The sequence below is a fragment of the Telluribacter sp. genome (assembly GCF_035998675.1).
In the GTDB taxonomy this organism is placed as follows: domain Bacteria; phylum Bacteroidota; class Bacteroidia; order Cytophagales; family Spirosomataceae; genus Telluribacter.
Window position 1 is genome coordinate 192,160 of the sequence record NZ_DASYHI010000019.1, and the last position, 17,828, is coordinate 209,987.

The 17,828-nt window shown below is 51.1% G+C and carries 18 protein-coding genes; 9 read left to right on the forward strand and 9 right to left on the reverse strand.

The window, feature by feature from the left end; all coding sequences use genetic code 11:
- Positions 1–112 precede the first annotated feature (112 nt).
- Positions 113–1,267 carry a 2-isopropylmalate synthase gene (locus tag VGN67_RS13090; protein WP_327487291.1) on the forward strand — a complete coding sequence of 385 codons (1,155 nt, stop codon included), beginning with the start codon at positions 113–115 and terminating at the stop codon, positions 1,265–1,267.
- Between the two features lie 159 nt (positions 1,268–1,426).
- Entirely contained in the window at positions 1,427–1,924 is a 498-nt protein-coding gene (locus VGN67_RS13095; RefSeq protein WP_327487292.1) for a hypothetical protein, read from the forward strand.
- 151 nt (positions 1,925–2,075) lie between these two features.
- Here VGN67_RS13095 and VGN67_RS13100 read toward each other — a convergent pair whose 3' ends face one another.
- A complete protein-coding gene (locus VGN67_RS13100; protein WP_327487293.1) occupies positions 2,076–3,452 on the reverse strand; it encodes a pitrilysin family protein in 1,377 nt (458 codons plus the stop codon).
- Positions 3,453–3,559: 107 nt separating this feature from the next.
- Complete coding sequence (locus tag VGN67_RS13105) at positions 3,560–4,879, reverse strand: pitrilysin family protein (protein ID WP_327487294.1); 1,320 nt, start codon at positions 4,877–4,879, stop codon at positions 3,560–3,562.
- Between the two features lie 134 nt (positions 4,880–5,013).
- Here VGN67_RS13105 and VGN67_RS13110 point away from each other — a divergent pair, with 134 nt between their 5' ends.
- On the forward strand, positions 5,014–5,241 hold the full coding sequence (locus tag VGN67_RS13110) for a type II toxin-antitoxin system VapB family antitoxin (RefSeq protein WP_327487295.1): 228 nt from the start codon (positions 5,014–5,016) through the stop codon (positions 5,239–5,241).
- Positions 5,242–5,267: 26 nt separating this feature from the next.
- Entirely contained in the window at positions 5,268–5,408 is a 141-nt protein-coding gene (locus VGN67_RS24550; RefSeq protein WP_414717314.1) for a hypothetical protein, read from the forward strand.
- Between the two features lie 11 nt (positions 5,409–5,419).
- Here the strand turns inward: VGN67_RS24550 and VGN67_RS13115 are convergent, their stop codons facing one another.
- The 4 genes from VGN67_RS13115 to VGN67_RS13130 all read right to left on the reverse strand — a co-directional run bounded on the left by VGN67_RS13115 (position 5,420) and on the right by VGN67_RS13130 (position 7,556).
- Positions 5,420–6,193: an HpcH/HpaI aldolase family protein gene (locus VGN67_RS13115; protein ID WP_327487296.1), complete on the reverse strand. Its 774-nt coding sequence runs from the start codon at positions 6,191–6,193 to the stop codon at positions 5,420–5,422.
- Between the two features lie 55 nt (positions 6,194–6,248).
- Positions 6,249–6,986, reverse strand: coding sequence for a zeta toxin family protein (locus tag VGN67_RS13120; protein WP_327487297.1), 738 nt, complete (start codon positions 6,984–6,986; stop codon positions 6,249–6,251).
- Positions 6,986–7,210 (reverse strand): hypothetical protein, encoded by a 225-nt coding sequence (locus VGN67_RS13125; protein WP_327487298.1) that lies wholly within the window; start codon positions 7,208–7,210, stop codon positions 6,986–6,988. The genes VGN67_RS13120 and VGN67_RS13125 overlap by 1 nt, the downstream gene beginning before the upstream one ends.
- A 112-nt stretch (positions 7,211–7,322) precedes the next feature.
- Complete coding sequence (locus VGN67_RS13130) at positions 7,323–7,556, reverse strand: DUF433 domain-containing protein (protein WP_327487299.1); 234 nt, start codon at positions 7,554–7,556, stop codon at positions 7,323–7,325.
- Between the two features lie 261 nt (positions 7,557–7,817).
- Here VGN67_RS13130 and VGN67_RS13135 point away from each other — a divergent pair, with 261 nt between their 5' ends.
- On the forward strand, positions 7,818–8,582 hold the full coding sequence (locus VGN67_RS13135; protein ID WP_327487300.1) for a DUF6503 family protein: 765 nt from the start codon (positions 7,818–7,820) through the stop codon (positions 8,580–8,582).
- 122 nt (positions 8,583–8,704) lie between these two features.
- Here the strand turns inward: VGN67_RS13135 and VGN67_RS13140 are convergent, their stop codons facing one another.
- Positions 8,705–9,061 carry a VOC family protein gene (locus tag VGN67_RS13140; protein WP_327487301.1) on the reverse strand — a complete coding sequence of 119 codons (357 nt, stop codon included), beginning with the start codon at positions 9,059–9,061 and terminating at the stop codon, positions 8,705–8,707.
- Positions 9,062–9,139: 78 nt separating this feature from the next.
- Here VGN67_RS13140 and VGN67_RS13145 point away from each other — a divergent pair, with 78 nt between their 5' ends.
- Positions 9,140–9,619, forward strand: coding sequence for a hypothetical protein (locus VGN67_RS13145; protein ID WP_327487302.1), 480 nt, complete (start codon positions 9,140–9,142; stop codon positions 9,617–9,619).
- A gap of 123 nt (positions 9,620–9,742) precedes the next feature.
- A complete protein-coding gene (locus tag VGN67_RS13150) occupies positions 9,743–10,969 on the forward strand; it encodes an NADP-dependent isocitrate dehydrogenase (RefSeq protein ID WP_327487303.1) in 1,227 nt (408 codons plus the stop codon).
- A gap of 111 nt (positions 10,970–11,080) precedes the next feature.
- On the opposite strand, the gene VGN67_RS13155 is transcribed toward VGN67_RS13150, so the two are convergent.
- A complete protein-coding gene (locus VGN67_RS13155) occupies positions 11,081–12,241 on the reverse strand; it encodes a PepSY-associated TM helix domain-containing protein (RefSeq protein WP_327487304.1) in 1,161 nt (386 codons plus the stop codon).
- A 260-nt stretch (positions 12,242–12,501) separates the two neighbouring features.
- Between VGN67_RS13155 and VGN67_RS13160 the strand changes: the two genes are divergently transcribed.
- Both VGN67_RS13160 and VGN67_RS13165 read left to right on the forward strand, forming a co-directional pair.
- A complete protein-coding gene (locus VGN67_RS13160; protein ID WP_327487305.1) occupies positions 12,502–14,949 on the forward strand; it encodes a TonB-dependent receptor in 2,448 nt (815 codons plus the stop codon).
- Between the two features lie 950 nt (positions 14,950–15,899).
- On the forward strand, positions 15,900–16,889 hold the full coding sequence (locus VGN67_RS13165) for a TlpA disulfide reductase family protein (protein WP_327487306.1): 990 nt from the start codon (positions 15,900–15,902) through the stop codon (positions 16,887–16,889).
- Between the two features lie 158 nt (positions 16,890–17,047).
- Here the strand turns inward: VGN67_RS13165 and VGN67_RS13170 are convergent, their stop codons facing one another.
- The gene (locus VGN67_RS13170; protein WP_414717315.1) at positions 17,048–17,812 is read right to left on the reverse strand and encodes an SDR family NAD(P)-dependent oxidoreductase; all 765 of its coding nucleotides are present in this window, start codon (positions 17,810–17,812) and stop codon (positions 17,048–17,050) included.
- Positions 17,813–17,828: the final 16 nt, after the last annotated feature.

Consider the following 17,828-nt stretch of genomic DNA (forward strand, 5'->3'; position numbering starts at 1 on the left):
TGAGACAGGTCTGGTTTTGTATACATTACAACCCCTTCTCACACCGGGAAGGGGTTTTTTATTGCCTTTTTAAATACAAATTTGAAGTTTAACCATAAATCAATACCCACGAATGAGCCAGCGAGTTTACATCTTCGATACCACCCTGCGCGACGGTGAGCAAGTACCCGGCTGCCAACTGACCACTGAGGAAAAGATTGTGGTAGCTCAACACCTCGAAAAACTAGGTGTGGACGTAATCGAAGCTGGATTCCCCGTATCAAGCCCGGGTGACTTCCGCTCCGTTGTTGAGATTTCCAAAGCCGTACAGGAACCCACCGTATGTGCCCTTTCACGCGCCGTACAGGCCGATATTGACGCGGCTGCCGATGCCCTCCGGTACGCTAAGCGCGGCCGTATTCATACCGGTATAGGCTCGTCGGACATCCATATTCAGCATAAATTCAATACGACCCGCGAAAAGATAATTGAGCGGGCCATAGATGCAACCAAATACGCCCGGACCAAGGTCGAAGACGTAGAGTTTTACTGCGAAGATGCCGGCCGGGCTGACCTCGTGTTTCTGGCGCAGCTGGTAGAGGCCGTCATCGGGGCCGGGGCCACGGTGGTGAATATTCCGGATACTACCGGCTACTGCCTGCCCGAAGAATACGGCGAGAAGATCCGCTTCATCTTTGAAAACGTCAAAAACGTCCATAAAGCTACCATCTCGATTCACTGCCACAACGACCTGGGTCTGGCTACCGCCAACTCGCTGGCCGGTATTCGGGAAGGAGCCCGTCAGGTAGAGGTAACCATGAATGGGATCGGTGAACGCGCCGGAAATACCTCGCTGGAAGAAGTAGTGATGGCGCTGAAAGTACATAAAGAATTAGGCTTTGAAACCGGTATTCAGACGCCCCTCATTTACCCTACCAGCCAGATGGTGTCCAAAATGATGCGGATGCCCATTCAGGCCAATAAGGCTATTGTAGGCCGCAATGCTTTTGCGCACTCGTCGGGTATACACCAGGACGGCTTTCTGAAGAACACGATTAACTACGAAATCATGAACCCCAATGATGTGGGCGTGGATAAATCGGACATATTACTAACAGCACGCAGCGGCCGCCACGCCCTGAAGCACCGCCTCGAGCTCCTGGGCTTTACGTTTGACAAGCCCGTCCTTGATGACTTGTACAAGCGCTTCCTGGATATAGCTGACGTTAAAAAAGAAGTAAACGACAAAGACCTGGTGGAGCTGGCCCGTACCACTATAGCCGCTTAACTACCTCCACTTTGGCCTTAAAAAAAGCAGCTCTGCCTCCCCGGCGGGGCTGCTTTTTTATGTACCGGAAGTACCCCTTTCTTTCAAACATTATGACTGAATGAAGGGTTGAGTACAAAAAAGCAAGCCCCTACCAGGGCCTTTAAACAGAGAAAAGCTATGGCACGACCAAGCCCTGAACTCATAGCCGCCCTGAGGCGTACCGCCCGGAAGCTGGCCGACGGTGCTCCCTACCAGTGGGGACACATGGGAAGCTGCAACTGCGGTAATCTGGCCCAGGAACTAACCAAGCTCAGCAAAGCGGAGATTCACGCCCACGCCCTGGCCGTAGGCCGCGGCGACTGGAATGAACAATTGAACGACTACTGCCCCACGAGTGGCCTGCCCATAGATACCCTGATAGCCGACATGCTCACCGCCGGACTAGCTACCGATGACCTCAAGCACCTCGAACGCCTATCGGACCGGCGGGTGCTGGAAAGGCTGCCCCGGGACGAGCGCGCGCTGCGCCACAACCTAAGGGACGACGTGGTGCTGTACCTGATGACCTGGGCCGACCTGCTGGAAGAACAACTGCTGGCGAAAATCGAACTACCACGCTGGGACCAGCTACCCGAGGAGGTACCTGTCCATCAGAAGGTGGAGGTAATAGCCTGAGGCTGAATTTGATATTTTTACCAAAAAGTACTATACTTACCAAGAATTTAATTTCCATCAGAATACGGAAAGCCCCCGGCCAGTGTGGACGAGGGCTTTTTTCTTGTACTATTCGGGGTAACTACCGGTGCGTACCTGGGGTCAGGCCCGGCTAAAATCCTTCATTTTTTATTTCTTTCTCCGTCAGGGTACCGTATTTCTTTACCTGGTCCCGGATTTCATCGGCTTTGCCTACTAGAACGAATTGAAGATTTTCTTTCGGAAAGTATTTCCTGATTATCTCATTGGCCTGGGCTACGGAGAGGCCGTCGACTTTGGTCTGGAAGGTATTAATGTAATTTTCATCAAAGCCGTAGATAAACATATCCGTAAGTAAACGGGCCAGCGCCCCCGCCGACTCGTACTCGGGCGGAAAGTCGCCCTTGACGTAGGCCTTCGCCGACGCCAGTATCTCTTCGTTCAGCCCCGTGCGGTGCAGACTGTCAAGTACCCCCAGCGCCATATCAATGGCGGGTACGGTGGTGGAATTCTTGGTAAAGGTACTGATGTAGAAGGTACCTCCGTGCTTCAGGCGGTTGAACCGGCTACCAGCCCCGTAGGTCAGGCCGGAGTTGACGCGCAGGGCATCGTTGAGCCAGGAGGTAAACCTACCGCCCAGTACGGTATTCACGACCAGCAGTGGTACGTAGTCAGGATTATTGTAGTCTACGCCTTTCCCGCCAATCAGGAAGGTAGTTTCGCGGGCGTCGGCTTTGTTGACCAGTAGTACCTGGCTCTTATCAAATGACAATTCGGGCGCGGAGCGTTTAATCATTTTTCCCTCGGCCGTTTTCCACCCGCCCAACAGCGCTGTAATCTTCTTCTTCATGTCGGCGGTGTTGAAGTCGCCCACTACCGCAATGGCCGCGCGATCGGTGGTGTAGTTGCTGCGGTAAAAATCTTTTACCTCGGCTACGCCTATTTTCTCTACCGTGGTGCGGGTACCTCCGCTGGGGGTGGCGTAGGGATGCTTATCAAAGACCATCTGGTTGAAGTAGTTACCAATCACCGCCCGCGGGCTTTCTTTCTGCTGGGTCAGTTCCAGCAGCGTACGCTGCTTGTGTTTGGCAAATTCGGTTTCGTTAAATACGGGGTACATCAGTACCTGCTGTAGTACGTCCAGCATCTTTTCCTGGTCTTTCACGGCGAAGGACATTCCTACGTTGGCGCTTTCCTTACCGGCGCTGCTGTACAGGTTGGCCCCGACGTAGTCCGTCATTTCCTCGATCTGCTCTTTGGTGTACTTCTGCGTACCGAAGGTCAGCGCATCGGCCGTCAGGCTCGCCAATCCGTATTTTTCTCCGTCATGGATAGACCCAGCGTCAAACACCACCGATACGTTGATCAGAGGTACCTCGTGCTGCTCCATCAGGTACACGGTCAGGCCATTTTTAAGCTTGAATTTCTCGTACTTAGGTACTTTAAAGTTATTTTGCGCCTGGGCCGACAACGTGAGCAAAGCCAGGAATGCTAAAAATATATGTTTCATAGTTTATAGTGGCTTTAAGCTAAATGCCTTAGGCGGTAAGCCGGAGGCAATTTGATTTTAATTTACTTTCCTTCCTGCTTTTCTCCCTTCATCCTTTCCTCCTTCTCCTACTCCCCCTTCTCCGGCAACAGGTACCCGACGGTACGGTTGCGTTCGGTGAAGTACTTGCCCGCTACGCGCTGTACATCGGCGGGCGTTACCTTTTCGTAGAGTTTGGGCGCTTCGTACAGCTTGCGGTAGTCGCCGAAGAACACCTCATAGGTACCCAAGCTGTTGGCCTTGCCGTTGATGGTTTCCATGGTGCGGTAAAACTCCATCAGCTTCTGGTTCTTTACCTTCTGCAGCTCATTATCAGTAACGCCTTCCTTGATGACCTTATCCAGTTGCGCCAGAATTGCTTTTTCCAGTTCGGGTGCCGATACGCCGTTACCAGCTATGGCGTAGATGTAGAACAGGTTGGGGTCAAAGCCTTCGCCAAAATTAGTAAATACCCGCGACGCCAGCGTAGTATCCATCACCAGCGACTTTACCAGGCGGGACGAATTGCCCGAGGTCAGGAGGCTGCTCAGCAGGTCCAGCGCATAGTAGTCGGCGTGGCCGGTTTCGGGCGTATGGTAGGCCAGCAGCAGGTTGGGCGTCGAAATATCCTTGTAGGTAGTGGCCCGGCGCTCGCCGTTTTGCTCGGGTTCTACAGTGCGTACTTTGGGCGGCAGACCGCGCGCCGGAATGGGTGCCATGTACTGGTTGGCCAGTCGGCGTACCTGCTCCAGGGTAACGTCGCCCACCACTACCACCGTAGCGTTGTTGGGCGCGTAGTAAGTCTTGAAGTAATTTTCCAAATCCTGCTGCGTCCAGCTTTTTATATCCGACTCAAAGCCAATGACCGGCAGCATATACGGGTGTTCCTGAAAAGCTACTGACTTTACCAGCTCGCTAATAACGCGGTAGTTGCTGTTCTCGAGGCCGGTACTCCGCTCCGATAGTACTACTCCGCGCTCACTCTCCACCATGGCCGAATCAATAGACAGATTGGCGATCCGGTCGGATTCGAGCTTGAAAATGGTTTCGAGCGCGTCTTTCTGAAACCAGTCGGTATACACGGTGACGTTTTCGGTCGTGTAAGCGTTGTTGGAGCCGCCATTGGCTTCCATCACCCTATCGAACTGCTTGGGGCCGTAGTTTTTGGAGCCGTTGAACATCATGTGCTCAAAAAAGTGCGACAGACCCGTAATGCCGTGTACCTCATTGCGCGCGCCTACTTTCCAGAACAGGTACATGTTGGCGGTCGGGATGGAGTGGTCTTCCAGCACCAGGAACTTCATGCCGTTGGGCAGCGTAAAGGTTTTAACGTCGTCGGGACTGCTCTGGGCGTAGGTACTTTGTATACCTGCCACCAACAGCGCAGCCAGTACTAATTTTTGTAACATTGTGTAGGGTTAAAGATTCTCGATCTGCAATAGTAACGAAAAACGGGAGAAGTTGATATTCCAAAGGGATGAGTGGAGCCAGGAACAGAACATTGTTTTAAAATAATAGTATATTTACTAAAACTGTTTTCATTATGAATCATTCAGCCATACTCAGGGAAATAAAGACACTCCCACCCGACCTCCGGAAACAAGTGTCTGATTTTGTGGCCTTTCTGAAGCAGAAAAATCAGAGTGCAAAAGCCACTGTCACACAACGTGAGTTTGGCTATGCCAAAGGGAAAGTACACATTAAGGAGGACTTTGATGCTTCTGTGGATGGGTTTGAGGAGTATTCAACTTCATTGTCCGCAATCAAATAGAAGTACTCCCCATTGAATTTCAGCATTTGGTCCGTCTCAGCCAGCTACCCGATTTTCACAAAGATCCTTTTGACAGGCTTATTATCTCGCAAGCTCTTACCGAAGATTTCACAGTAGCCACTAAAGACCGCTACTTCGAAGACTACAAAGTCCGAATCCTGTGGTAGCTATATACCGGCTATTTTTTTACCAAATCCTGATACCGCTGCACCACATCGGCGGCGGCTTTTTTGAGCAGGTTGGTATCAATGGCTGAGGTAACAAAATGAAAACCTTTCTCCTTCATGGCAGCCGCTATCTCCGGACTACCGCAGTGAACGCCCGCCATCAGGCTACGCCTGGCGGCCACATTAAGTACCTTGTCCAGGGCGTTCAGGAGTTGAGGATCTTCGAAGTCACCCATTTTTTTGATACCCAGCGCCAGACTCAGGTCCCACGGGCCTACGTAAAATCCGTCGAGGCTGGGGGTTTGGGCAATGTCCTCTATATTTTTATACCCATCAGCCGATTCAATCATAGCCAGGGTAAGTACCTCTTCGTTGGCGTGCTGAAAGTAATCGCTGCCCAGGTGAAGCTCCGCCCGCAGGGGCCCGTAGCTCCGGTACCCAACCGGCGGGTACCTACACGCCCCCACAAACTGCTCCGCTTCCTCGCGCGAGTTGATCATGGGACAAATAATCCCCTGCGCCCCGCCGTCAATCATGCGCATATGCGTTGCGGGGTCGTTCCAGGGTACCCGCACCAGCGGCACCGTATCCGTAGTACCAATGGCCTGTAGCATCGGTAAAATAGCCGACAGGTCGCTGGCCAAACCGTGCTGAGCATCAATGGTCAGGGCATCAAAACCGGCATGAGCCAGTACCTCGGCGGTCCAGGAAGAAGGGATGGTAAGCCAGGCGTTGGTGGCGGTTTGGTTCTGACGCCAGAGTTCTTTCAGTCGGTTGGTGCGCATGGTGTATTTAATTTAGTAAGAATAAAAAGCATTCATCAGCCACACAGACTCCTAACTAAACCGTTAATTTATCCAGAACATACTTTTGAAACCAAACAGGTATCTCATCCGACTTTATCTCCAGTTCTATGCCGTTGGTAATTTCAGCTACCCAAATACGGCTTTTGCCAGAGTTATCAAATACATAAGCTCGGTCGGTATGCCTGATTGCATCAAGCAGCATATCTAGCGAGCGGTAGTAGCGACCTATAATTTTATCTTCGGGAACATCATGCCCTCCCATCCTTACACGGTTCTGGACACGAGCTATATTAATGGCAGGATCTTCAGTAGCTACATAATAAAGGTAGGCACGATAGCTATATGTATTCCTTGCTTTTTCCAGCAGACGTACCTTATCAGGTGAAGACATGACTGTCTCAAAAGTGAATGATTGATGGACTTCCAGTAGCTTTCGCCGAAGAAAATCTGTTAGCACCGAGCTAACATAGGAGTCAATGGTAACAGTGGAAAAGTACAATTTTCCATCCGAAACAGAGAGCTGCTCCATCTCCCGCTGCCGTCCAAGTTTTTGAATGAGGCCAGCCTCTTTAAAAAATTCTGTAACTTCTTTTGTAGTAGTACCTATACCGGAAGGACTAAAATCAAAAATCCGGGTATTATGAAGTTGTTTCTCAATTTCATCCGGATTAAGATATAGGCCCAGGAGGTTATCCGGAATCAACTCTTTTACGGTACTCTTTCCCGAGCCATTCGGACCAGCAAACATTCGCAGACGGGGAATGCCACTCATCAAATTATATATTTCTTTCGCGTGGCACGAACAGGTTTAGCCGGTAGTTTTTTTCTGATTTTTTTGGTGCCATCAGGAAACACCTCCACCAAATGTCCGCCTTCGGCAATAACTACACTGTGCCCGTTGGCCAGGGTTGTGTAGTAAGCTATTTGGGTGGCCTGCTCGGTCATCGCCGGAATTTGCTCTTCCAGGAAATTCAGTTCTTTTTCTGTCAGCTTCATGTCTATTCCTTTCGTCCTTATTCAAATATAGCTCTCTGACCTGTCAATTACAACTACCTTGATTCTGCAATTAAAGACGTCAAACAATGGTCAATATTTTCATCCGCCAGAATCATGCTGCGGTATCGATCATCTGCTCATTAGCGAGTAAATCAGCGGCATAGAGCAGCACCGCCATGACGTCTTCCTGCGTAATATGTGGGTACATCTTTGTTATATCCTGTGTTGTAGCTCCTTGGGATAGTTTCCGCAAAACCAGCTCAACTGTAATACGGGTACCCTTTATGACAGGTTTTCCCAACATCACCTGCGGGTCAGCTACAATACGTTCGTGATAAGTTACCATGGTTCAAAAGATATGATTCCTACTAAAGTACCTGATTTATAATGAATCCAATATAAAAAGCAGTTGGTAGCAAAAATGGTTTTAGCCTCCGGCTAAAAGCCTACTCCCGCACTAGCCGATACGCCAGCAGGTCCAGCGATGCATGGAGAAAAGGAGCAGGGATAGGGCCGTCTTTTTCATTTTTATATATTTACCAGAACAAATCTATTGAAGTACTTCTTCTAAAAGTCATTAACAACCAAAACTAACCTCACCCCTCCCATGCGTCACGCTTTCCCGCTGATTTTTCTGTGCCTGCTCAGTATGGTATCCTGCCAGTCGCCCGACCCGGCCCAGTCGGTGGTGGATAGGGCCATTGCCCACCACGGGGCCGAAGCCTACAATGGATTCCGGATGGAGTTTGATTTCCGGGATAAGCACTACGTGGTGGTGCGGGAAAAAGACCACTTCCGGTACGAGCGCCATCAGCAGGACTCCACGGGTGCCGCTATCCAGGATATATATACCAACGACGGAGCCTACCGCACTATCAACGGTGAGCGCCAGAACGTACCCGACACGACCATGAGCAAGTACCAGAATTCCGTTAACTCGGTTGCGTACTTCATTCTGCTCCCCCAACCCCTCAATGACCCGGCCGTTACGAAAAAGTACCTGGGCGAGGCGACTATCAAGGGAAAGCCTTACCACAAAGTACACGTGTCTTTTGCGCAGGAAGGCGGCGGTAAGGACTTCAGCGATGAGTTTGTGTACTGGTTCGACAAGGACGACCACTCGCTCGACTACCTGGCTTACCTGTATTACACGGATGAAACGGGTCTGCGCTTCCGCGAAGCTTACAACCCGCAGCGGGTGGGGGGTATTCTGGTGCAGGACTACATCAACTACGCCCCCGTCGACTCAACGATGGCCGTCACGACAGAGAATTTGGTGAAGCTGGACCAGTACTTTGAAGCCGGGAAACTAAAAGAGTTGTCGCGGATTGAAAACAAAAATGTGAAGGTTCAGAGCCCGGTGAGTATGTAGGTGGGATTTTCGATTGACGAATGCTAATCTTTCGAATTTTTCGAACGTTGAGTTAAAGAAGTAGTTAGCGCAGAGTTTATAGTTTATACTCATGCACTCATAAACTCAAAACTCCTAAAACCCTACCCCAGCGACCGTATCGCAAGTCGGTTGCCTTCGGTGTCTTCGAAAAGAGCCATGTAGCCGAAGCTGGGACTTACCTGTGTCTTTTCGCGAATGATCCTGCCTCCGGCTATCTCCACCCGGCTGAGTAGCTCCGTCATATCCTCGCCACCATCGAGGTACAGCAGCGGACCTTCGTGCGAGGGGTGGTAGGCGGTGGGGTGCTGCACCAGTGCACCGCCGTCGGGCAGCAGTACCATCTTGAGCGCCCCCAGGTCCAGTACGGACAGGTCGGTAGCCAGCAAGGCACCGTAAAACTGCGCGGCGCGGTTAATGTCGGAGGTAGGTATTTCGAACCAGGAGATGAGTGCTGACATAAGGCAGATGCAGGTTTAGTTGGTATAAAAAGGCAACAGGTACCTTTTATACCTAAAAATAGCGAGTACACCTTTACCATGAAAGCTTTCTTTCTTGCTCTGACACTTTGCATCCTTACCAGCTCGTGCCACTCCCAACCCGCCTCATCCGAAGAGCGGGGACAAACGCCTGTTATTACTCCTATTATTGATATTAAAGAAATAGCTAACCAGACGCAGGAAGACCTGGAACACATCATCGGCCTGACCAGTAGCTTTCAACCTCTGAATAGCGAAGAATTAGCCGTTTGCAAGAACTGCCAGAAGTACATCTACAAAAATGGCCTGGTGCGCATCGTGTACATCAACGACATGGCCGACTGGATCACCGTCAATCCCCCGGATTCGACGCCCGTTCAGCACGCGCTGCCGCTGCTGGGCCTGCCCGCTACGCCACCTGATACTAAAAGCGACTCTCTGAGCCGCTGGAAGGGGCTACACGGCCTCCGGGAAATCAATGTATTTACCAGGCCTGACAGAACTATAGACTATATGCTGGTGAAGGTACTTACACCCTGATGCAGTACTATCAAGTACCCCACAAACACCAATCTAGATTCAACCTTCGGCTTTTAGCTTAGATTTTGTACTTTTGGGCCGATGTTGAAACAAATAATATTTGGCTACTAATTTTATTACTACATGAACAAAATTAAAGTTGCTAATCCGGTCGTTGAGCTCGACGGGGATGAGATGACCCGCATCATCTGGAAATTCATCAAAGAAAAACTCATTCTGCCGTATCTGGATGTCGATATTAAGTACTATGACCTCGGCATCGAATACCGCGACGAAACCAATGACCAGGTCACCATTGATGCTGCCAACGCTATCAGAGAGTACGGGGTAGGTATCAAGTGTGCTACCATCACACCCGACGAAGACCGCGTGAAAGAGTTCGGCCTGAAGCAGATGTGGAAGTCGCCCAACGGTACTATCCGTAACATCCTGGATGGTACTGTATTTCGTGAGCCTATCGTGATGAGCAACGTACCACGCCTCGTTACTACCTGGACTTCGCCTATTATCGTAGGTCGTCACGCGTTTGGTGACCAGTACCGCGCTACTGACTTTGTAGTACCCGGCAAAGGTAAACTAACAATGAAGTTTGAAGGTGAGGATGGTCAGGTGATGGAGTTTGACGTATTTAACTTCCCCGGTGGTGGTGTAGCTATGGGTATGTACAACCTCGACGAGTCTATCCGTGGATTCGCTCGCTCTTGTATGAACATTGGTCTGCAGAAGGGCTGGCCGGTGTACCTATCAACCAAAAATACCATCCTGAAAAAATACGACGGTCGTTTCAAGGATATTTTCCAGGAAATTTTCGACGCTGAATTCAAGGCTAAGTTTGAAGAAGCCGGTATCGTGTACGAGCACCGCCTCATCGATGACATGGTTGCTTCGGCGCTGAAATGGAGCGGTAGCTTCGTGTGGGCTTGTAAGAACTACGACGGCGACGTACAGTCTGACTCCGTAGCGCAGGGCTTTGGTTCACTGGGTCTGATGACTTCGGTACTGGTTACTCCCGATGGAAGTACTATGGAGGCCGAAGCCGCCCACGGTACCGTTACCCGTCACTACCGCGAGCACCAGAAAGGTCGTCCTACGTCTACCAACCCTATCGCTTCCATCTTCGCATGGACCCGCGGTCTGGCGTTCCGTGGTAAACTGGACCAAAATCAGGAGCTGATCAACTTCTCCGAGACGCTCGAGCGCGTATGTATCGAGACCGTAGAAGGTGGTAAAATGACGAAGGATCTGGCTATCATCGTACACGGCAACGACGTGAAGCACGGCGACCACTTCCTTTACACCGAGGAGTTCCTGGAAGCCATCAACGAAAACCTGCAGTCGGCCCTGGCCTAAAGTACTAAATAACCTCACCGCAGCGGCGGCCGCCCCTACCCCCTCTCCTTTGAGGAGAGGGAGACTTTCACCCCTTCTCCTAGCAGGAGAAGGGGCCGGGGGATGAGGTACCTACGCCTCTACTTCGTCAAAAGTGGTATCTTTCCGCTTCTTGCCCTTTTTCTTGCGCGACTTGTTCAGACGATTGATCCAGAGTATAACCCCCGTGATAGGAAACGTAAAGCCGGCGATACAGGCAATGAGCGCAATGATTCGGGTAGGCAAACCACCAATAGAACCTACGTGTACCGGATAGAAGGTACCCCGAATCCGCTGTCCCAGATTCTTCTCCGCAAATTTATTAGTACCTATTACGGCTCCGGAGTACTGGTCCAGGAATATCTGATCAGAAGCCCGGTCGTGAATGGCTTCCCTGGGCATCACGGTAAAGGCTACGGCCGCTTCCGGTCCCTCAGGTTTGTTAAGGTTATAGTAGCTCGCGCCGGGGTACATCTGTTCCGCAGTAGCCAGTGCCTGATCCAACGTAATAGCCTGGGTATCGGGCTGTGGGGTGGAAACCGGAGGTTCAAATTTCACATTCTCGGTACCGGTAATCCAGTAGATGCCGTCGTTGAACCACTTGAACGACCACGCCAGGCCGGTAAAGGCAAAGGCGAAGAGGAAGATAGCGGTATAAAAACCCACAACGATGTGCAGGTCGTGGTTGAGGCGTTTCCAGCCGCCGTCCCATTTGAGCTTCAGGCGCTGTTTCAGAATTTTCTTGTTCTGCGGCCACCACAGGACAATCCCCGTCAGCAGGATAAACAGAAACATAGAAGTAGAGATACCCACGATCAGTTTACCGGGATCGTCGGCCAGCAGCCAGCGGTGCAGCGCGAATACGGTGTAAAAAAAGCTGTTGCGGTGGTTGTACTGCTCCAGCAGCTTCCCCGTGTAAGGATTCATGAAAGCCAGCTCCGTCACACTCTTGGGCTCTTCCTGTCCCGGCACCTTTTCCTCTATTTTATAGGTAACCTCCACGCTTCGGGCGGGACTATCATATAGTTTTACAGCCGTCACTTTTGCCTCTGGTACCTGCTTCTCCACTGTACTTACCAGTTGGTCTATGGGTACCCGCTGCGTTCCTGCCTCTACCTGGTACCGATGGGGATAAATAGTCTGCTGCAGTTCTTTTTCAAATACCAGCAGGGCGCCCGTCAGACACACCAGCGCAATAACCAGCCCGGCGGCCAGACTGAGGTACAGGTGAATGTTCCGAAAAAATACTTTCATGGTAGGTAGTAACAGGTAGTGGTTTCTGGTTGGAGTTAAGTAAATAAACAGCCGAAGCGTTTTTCTTTCAGTTAAATTTACACAAAGCAAAGTTAATTTAGAATAAATACAAATAGAATACGCTGCAAATTTTCCTCTGAATTTTCAACTGGCTGATGAAACGGTCGGCCTTATCTTCCCAATATATAGTAGTAAGGGTAAATTAAGCGTAAACTTGTCTTGGTAGTAGTGCGCCTGTAACCTTGTGTATCGCTCAACTCATGAAGTACCCCTGCTTGCTTTTCCTTTTGCTCTTACTATCAGCCCAGCTTTACGGCCAGAACAATTCATTGAACGGTGTCATCAGGGATAAGCAAAGTACCCAGCCACTCGAATACGCTAACGTCACGATTCATAGCCTGCCTGATTCAGCCCTGGTCAACGGAGCGGTGACCGCCGCGGATGGTAGCTTTGAATTGACCAAACTGAAAGCGGGTAGCTACTACCTGCAGGTGTTTTTTGTGGGCTACAAGGTACATAAGGTACCCATTCAGCTCGAAAGGGGGCAAAAGGTTAATGTAGGTACTTTGGACATTGAAGCAGATACCAGGCTGCTGGAGGAATTGAGGGTATCTGGTCAGCGGGCGACGGTGATTACCCAAATTGACAAGCAGGTTTACCGCGCCGACCAGTTTCAGTCGGCCGTGGGAGGTACGGCGGTGGATGTACTGAAAAATATGCCCTCGGTTACTGTCAACGCCGAAGGCGAAGTGAGCATGCGGGGCTCCAATGGTTTTCTGGTACTGCTCAACGGCAAGCCGGTACAGGCCAACATGGGTACCCTGCTGGCCCAGCTCCCCGCCAACTCCATCGAAAACATTGAGATTATCACCACGCCCTCGTCGCGGTATGACCCGGACGGCAAAGCGGGAATTATTAATATTATTACTAAAAAAGGCGCTAACGATGGCCTGTCGCTGCTGGTCAATGTACAGGGGGGACTACCCAGCGTCAACAGTTACAATAACGCCGAAAAACCCGTACGCTACGGAGCCGACGCTACCCTCAACTACCAGAAAGGCAAGTGGGACCTGTCCACCAGCCTGAGCTACCTCCGCAACGACATAGCCGGTCGGCGCGTGGGGGATGTCAATACCACCATCGGCAACCGCTTCACCCGCTTTCCGTCGGTGGGCGAGCGCAGCTTTGACCGGTACAACTTTTCGGGGCGGCTGGCGGTGGGATATACCCCTAACGCCAACAACTCCATCGGGGGTGGCTTTTACTACGGCCATCGGACCGAGTACCGCCTGGCCGACATCCTCTACAACAATACCACTACCGACCTCTCCACCGGCAACATCCTGAACCGCATCACGTACTTTAACTCCAATCTGGTGCAGAAAAGAGGGAAATTCTATACCGCCAACGCCGACTACACGCATACCTTCGTTAACCGCTCTACCCTGTCGGCTTCGGTGCTGTACGAGTACGACTACCTCGATGGCTATACCCGCAATTCAAATTTAAATGCTCTGAACTACGCCGATACCCTGCAGTACACCCTGACCACCACTGACCGCCCCATTCATAACTTCCGTACCAGTGTAGACTACGCTACTACCGTAGGAGGAGGTAAGCTGGAGGCGGGCTACCAGTACCGCAGCCAGCAGGACGAAGGGGACTTTCTCTACCTCGAAAAGGAAGGCAACTTTACCCGGCCCGTGCTCATGCCGGCCTTTACCGGCGGTATTCTGGTAGATAACCAGATCCATTCGCTCTATACCCAGTACGGTGCCAAAAGGAGCCGCCTGGAGTACAATGCTGGTCTGCGGTTTGAGTACGCAACCCGGCACCTGTTCATTAAGCAAACCAACGATACCTACGACCTGCGTCTTACCAACCTGTTCCCTTCCTTCAACATCCTGTATTCTCTGAATGATGATTTAAAAGGAAAACTGGGGTACAGCCGGCGCGTGCAGCGCAACAACAACTTTGCGCTGAATCCACTGCCAGAACGCGAGCACTCCGAAACCCTCGAGCAAGGCGACCCGCAGCTGCTGCCAGAGTTTGTGAACCTTTCCGAAATAGGCGTGGTCAAAACCTTTGAGAAGGGTACCTTCCTGGCGACGGTTTACCACCAGGATATTACCAACATTGTCAACCGGGTCAACAGCGTCTACGCCGATACCATCCTGAACCGTATCTTTACCAATGCCGGCAAGGCCCGCCGCTGGGGCGTGGAGCTGGGGCTGGACGTGCAGCCGGTGAAAGGGTGGAAGCTGTACCTGGGCGGCAACGTCTACGACTACAAGATTCGCGGGCAGCTCTTCGACAATACGGTTACCTTCAATACCAACAGCCTGGTCTACTCTCTCACTGGTACCTCCAGCGTGCAGATCACCCCGACGCTCCTCCTCCAGGCCAACGTCAGCTACCTGTCGCAGCGCATCACCGCCCAGGGCGAAGACTCGCGCTTTATAGTACCTAACTCTTCGCTCAAGAAAACCTTTATGAAGGGGAAGCTATCGGCTATGTGGCAGTCGATGAGTCTGGGTCTGCTCCCCTCCAACGAGCAGCGGATTTCCACCCGCGGCCGGGACTTTTTTACCACTACCAACTATATTCTCGAATCGGACGTATTCATCCTCAACCTGAGCTACTCGCTCAACCAGCTGAGTAAGAAGTCCCGCCTACCGTCGAGTGAGTTTGGGGAAAAGGAGTTTTAAGACAGGCCGCCCATTAGTTGAGCGGCCCGTTCTGTTATTCCATTGTTTTTGAACAAAAGTGTCGCGGCATCGGCCGTCCGACCCGCCGGGGCTCAAATTTCTTTCCTGCTCTTTTCTACTAAAGTACCGCCCCCGCTGGGGCTATTTTCTGGTTAATCCGGTATTGCAACTGAAATTTAGCGGCATCAGACGTCCGCCCCTCTGGGGCCAGCCTATTGTTGTCCAAAGCCCCGGAGGGGCGGCACCTTAGTAGTAACTGCAACACAAATAATAAAATGTCAAAGCCCCAGCGGGGTGGTACCTTCCGGCTGGCTTTTCTTCACCGTGGCCCCTGTCCACTTTCTATAACTGAGTCATTATGTGTTATAGGTTTTCATTCTGTACATAAATTTCTCCGTAGCCGGTGAAAAGGATCTAAAGCTGGTTAGCCAGGTACCATTGGATAACAATTCCGCAAAATAGCTGGTCATACACAGGCTTTCTCTTATTTTGCTATGATTTTTCTCAAACCTATCCTAGATATGACCTATCCCCCTTCTATGCGTACAACATTCCTTCTGTTCTCTTTCCTTCTCTCAACTGTGGCTGTAAGGGCTGAGGCTTTCGTGAATAGTAGTACAATCAAGTTTAAACAAACTGACTCCCTCTCCCGCACTACTTCAATCAACATCTCCAAATCTAAGGAAGCGACAGTAGTTTTCTACAATGAGTTGGGAGACTATCAGTTACTACATAATGAGCATATTCACCTGGCAACCAACTTTGACTTTTTAGAATTAAAGTTACAAGAAAAAGACCTACACACTGTTTTTTTAGTGAGCGCTTCGGATAGTATCCGAATATCCCAGCAGCCAAATAGGTTCATTGCTGAATCGCAGCAAAGCCAGCTACCTGAGGTGAACTTCTACAGTCAGTATCTAGAAGAGCTGCGGGTCAAAAAAGTAATTGCCATGCCCGATTTCACAGTTAAGGTAGCTCAAATGGAGACAGGACTCAAAGCCCGTGAAGAGCAATTTAAAGGAGAGATTCAGGCACAACTCGGATACCTCCGATCTTATCAGCAAAAACACCAGTTGAGCGATGAATTTTATAAGCGGTGGAAAGACTACTTCACCTGTTGTATGCTCGAGAAGAAACTTTTTCTGATACCCAACCAGACCGTGACGGCGAAGCTACCCCTCTGGTACCAGGATGAGCTACATGCTACCTTACCATACTTTCAAAACCATCATTTGCTTTACCTACGTGAGTACCAAAACGCGGCGCGACTTCTGCAGCTCTACCTGGGTCTACGCCAGCACAACTACCAGCCTCTTACAAATAATCAGAAACTGTCCGTCATCAACCAGTTTTTCACCGGCCCCACCCGTGATTTTCTACTCCTGATGCTCTACCAGTCGATGTCGGAAAATAAAATCAAGGATATAAAACTCGAAGCCGACCTGCTGGCCACCTGCCAGACGGAGCCCTACCGCTCCTACCTGACGCGTATGTTACAAAAACCCACTCAAGTACTGTCAGCCGCAGATGCGTTGCTTACGCAACGGAACCAGCCAGTGAGGTTGCAGGCTCTGGCCGCAGGGTCACGCCTCACATACGTAGACTTCTGGGCAAGTTGGTGTGCCCCCTGCCGCGCTGAAATGCCCGCTTCAAAAAACCTAAAAGCCGAGTATGAAGCAAAGGGGGTACAATTCGTGTACCTGTCGGTGGACGAGAACCCGGCGGCTTGGGAGCGGGCCGTGAAGCAGTTGGGGCTGTCGGAGAAAGAGAGCTTTCTGGTACCTAATCCGGCTACCTCTGGTCTAACAAAGCAGTTCAATCTCAAAGAAATCCCACGGTACGTCCTGCTGGACCGGCAGGGAAATGTACTGGATGCTAATGCACCCCGCCCAAGCGACCCAAAAGTGCACCAGGTGCTGGACAGGGCGCTGGAGGAGTAAATGATACAATTCATTTAGATAAAGCAGGAGAGCCAAAAGAAAGCAGAAATTTTTCACTGCGGCCCGCGTCCCTACGCGTCTCCTAGCCAAGTATTTAGGGCCTGTACCGCACTGGACAAAGCAGCATTAAACTAATTTCTTCTAGCTCCTACCCTACCTCAAAACCCAATAGAATTTCCCCCATCGACCGGCAGCGATACCCCGGTGATAAAGGAAGCGGCTTCGGAGGATAAGAAAACCGCCGCCAGCCCGATGTCTTTGGGAGCGCCCAACCGCGCCATGGGCGTACGGCTCATGGCCCTCCGCAGACGGTCCGGGTCGTCACCCATGGCTTTTAAAAACATAGGTGTTTCGATGAAGCCGGGAGCAATGGCATTGATGCGGACGTTGTGCGGTGAAAACTCCGACGCCAGTATCTTGATCATACCTTCGAGGGCCGTTTTGGAAGCCCCGTAGGCGGCTACCCGGTCAATGCCGTAGTAGGCGGCCATGGACGATATCATCAGGATGGAGCCGCTGCGGCGGGCAATCATGCTCCGGGCGCACTCGCGGGTAAGAGAAAATACCGCATTAAGATTGGTCATCAGGATGCGGTCAAATTCTTCGTCGGTGACGTCCAGCGCCGGCTTCTTCATATTGATACCGGCGTTATTGATGAGGATGTCAATGGGGCTGTAGGTACTTTCAATATGCTGCACCAGAGCTGGTAGCTTCGCCCGGTCCGTCACGTCATTGACCACGTAATGGGCCCTTTCTCCCAAGGTACCTATGGCTTCTTTCAGCATTTCTTCGCGGCGGCCCGTTATGACCACCCGCGCGCCGGCCTCAACCAGGCATTGGGTAGTAGCCAGTCCGATGCCGGTACCTCCGCCGGTTACGAGGGCTAATTTTCCTTCTAGTGAAAAAGATTGCGTTGTATTCACAGCTTGTATTTTCTGA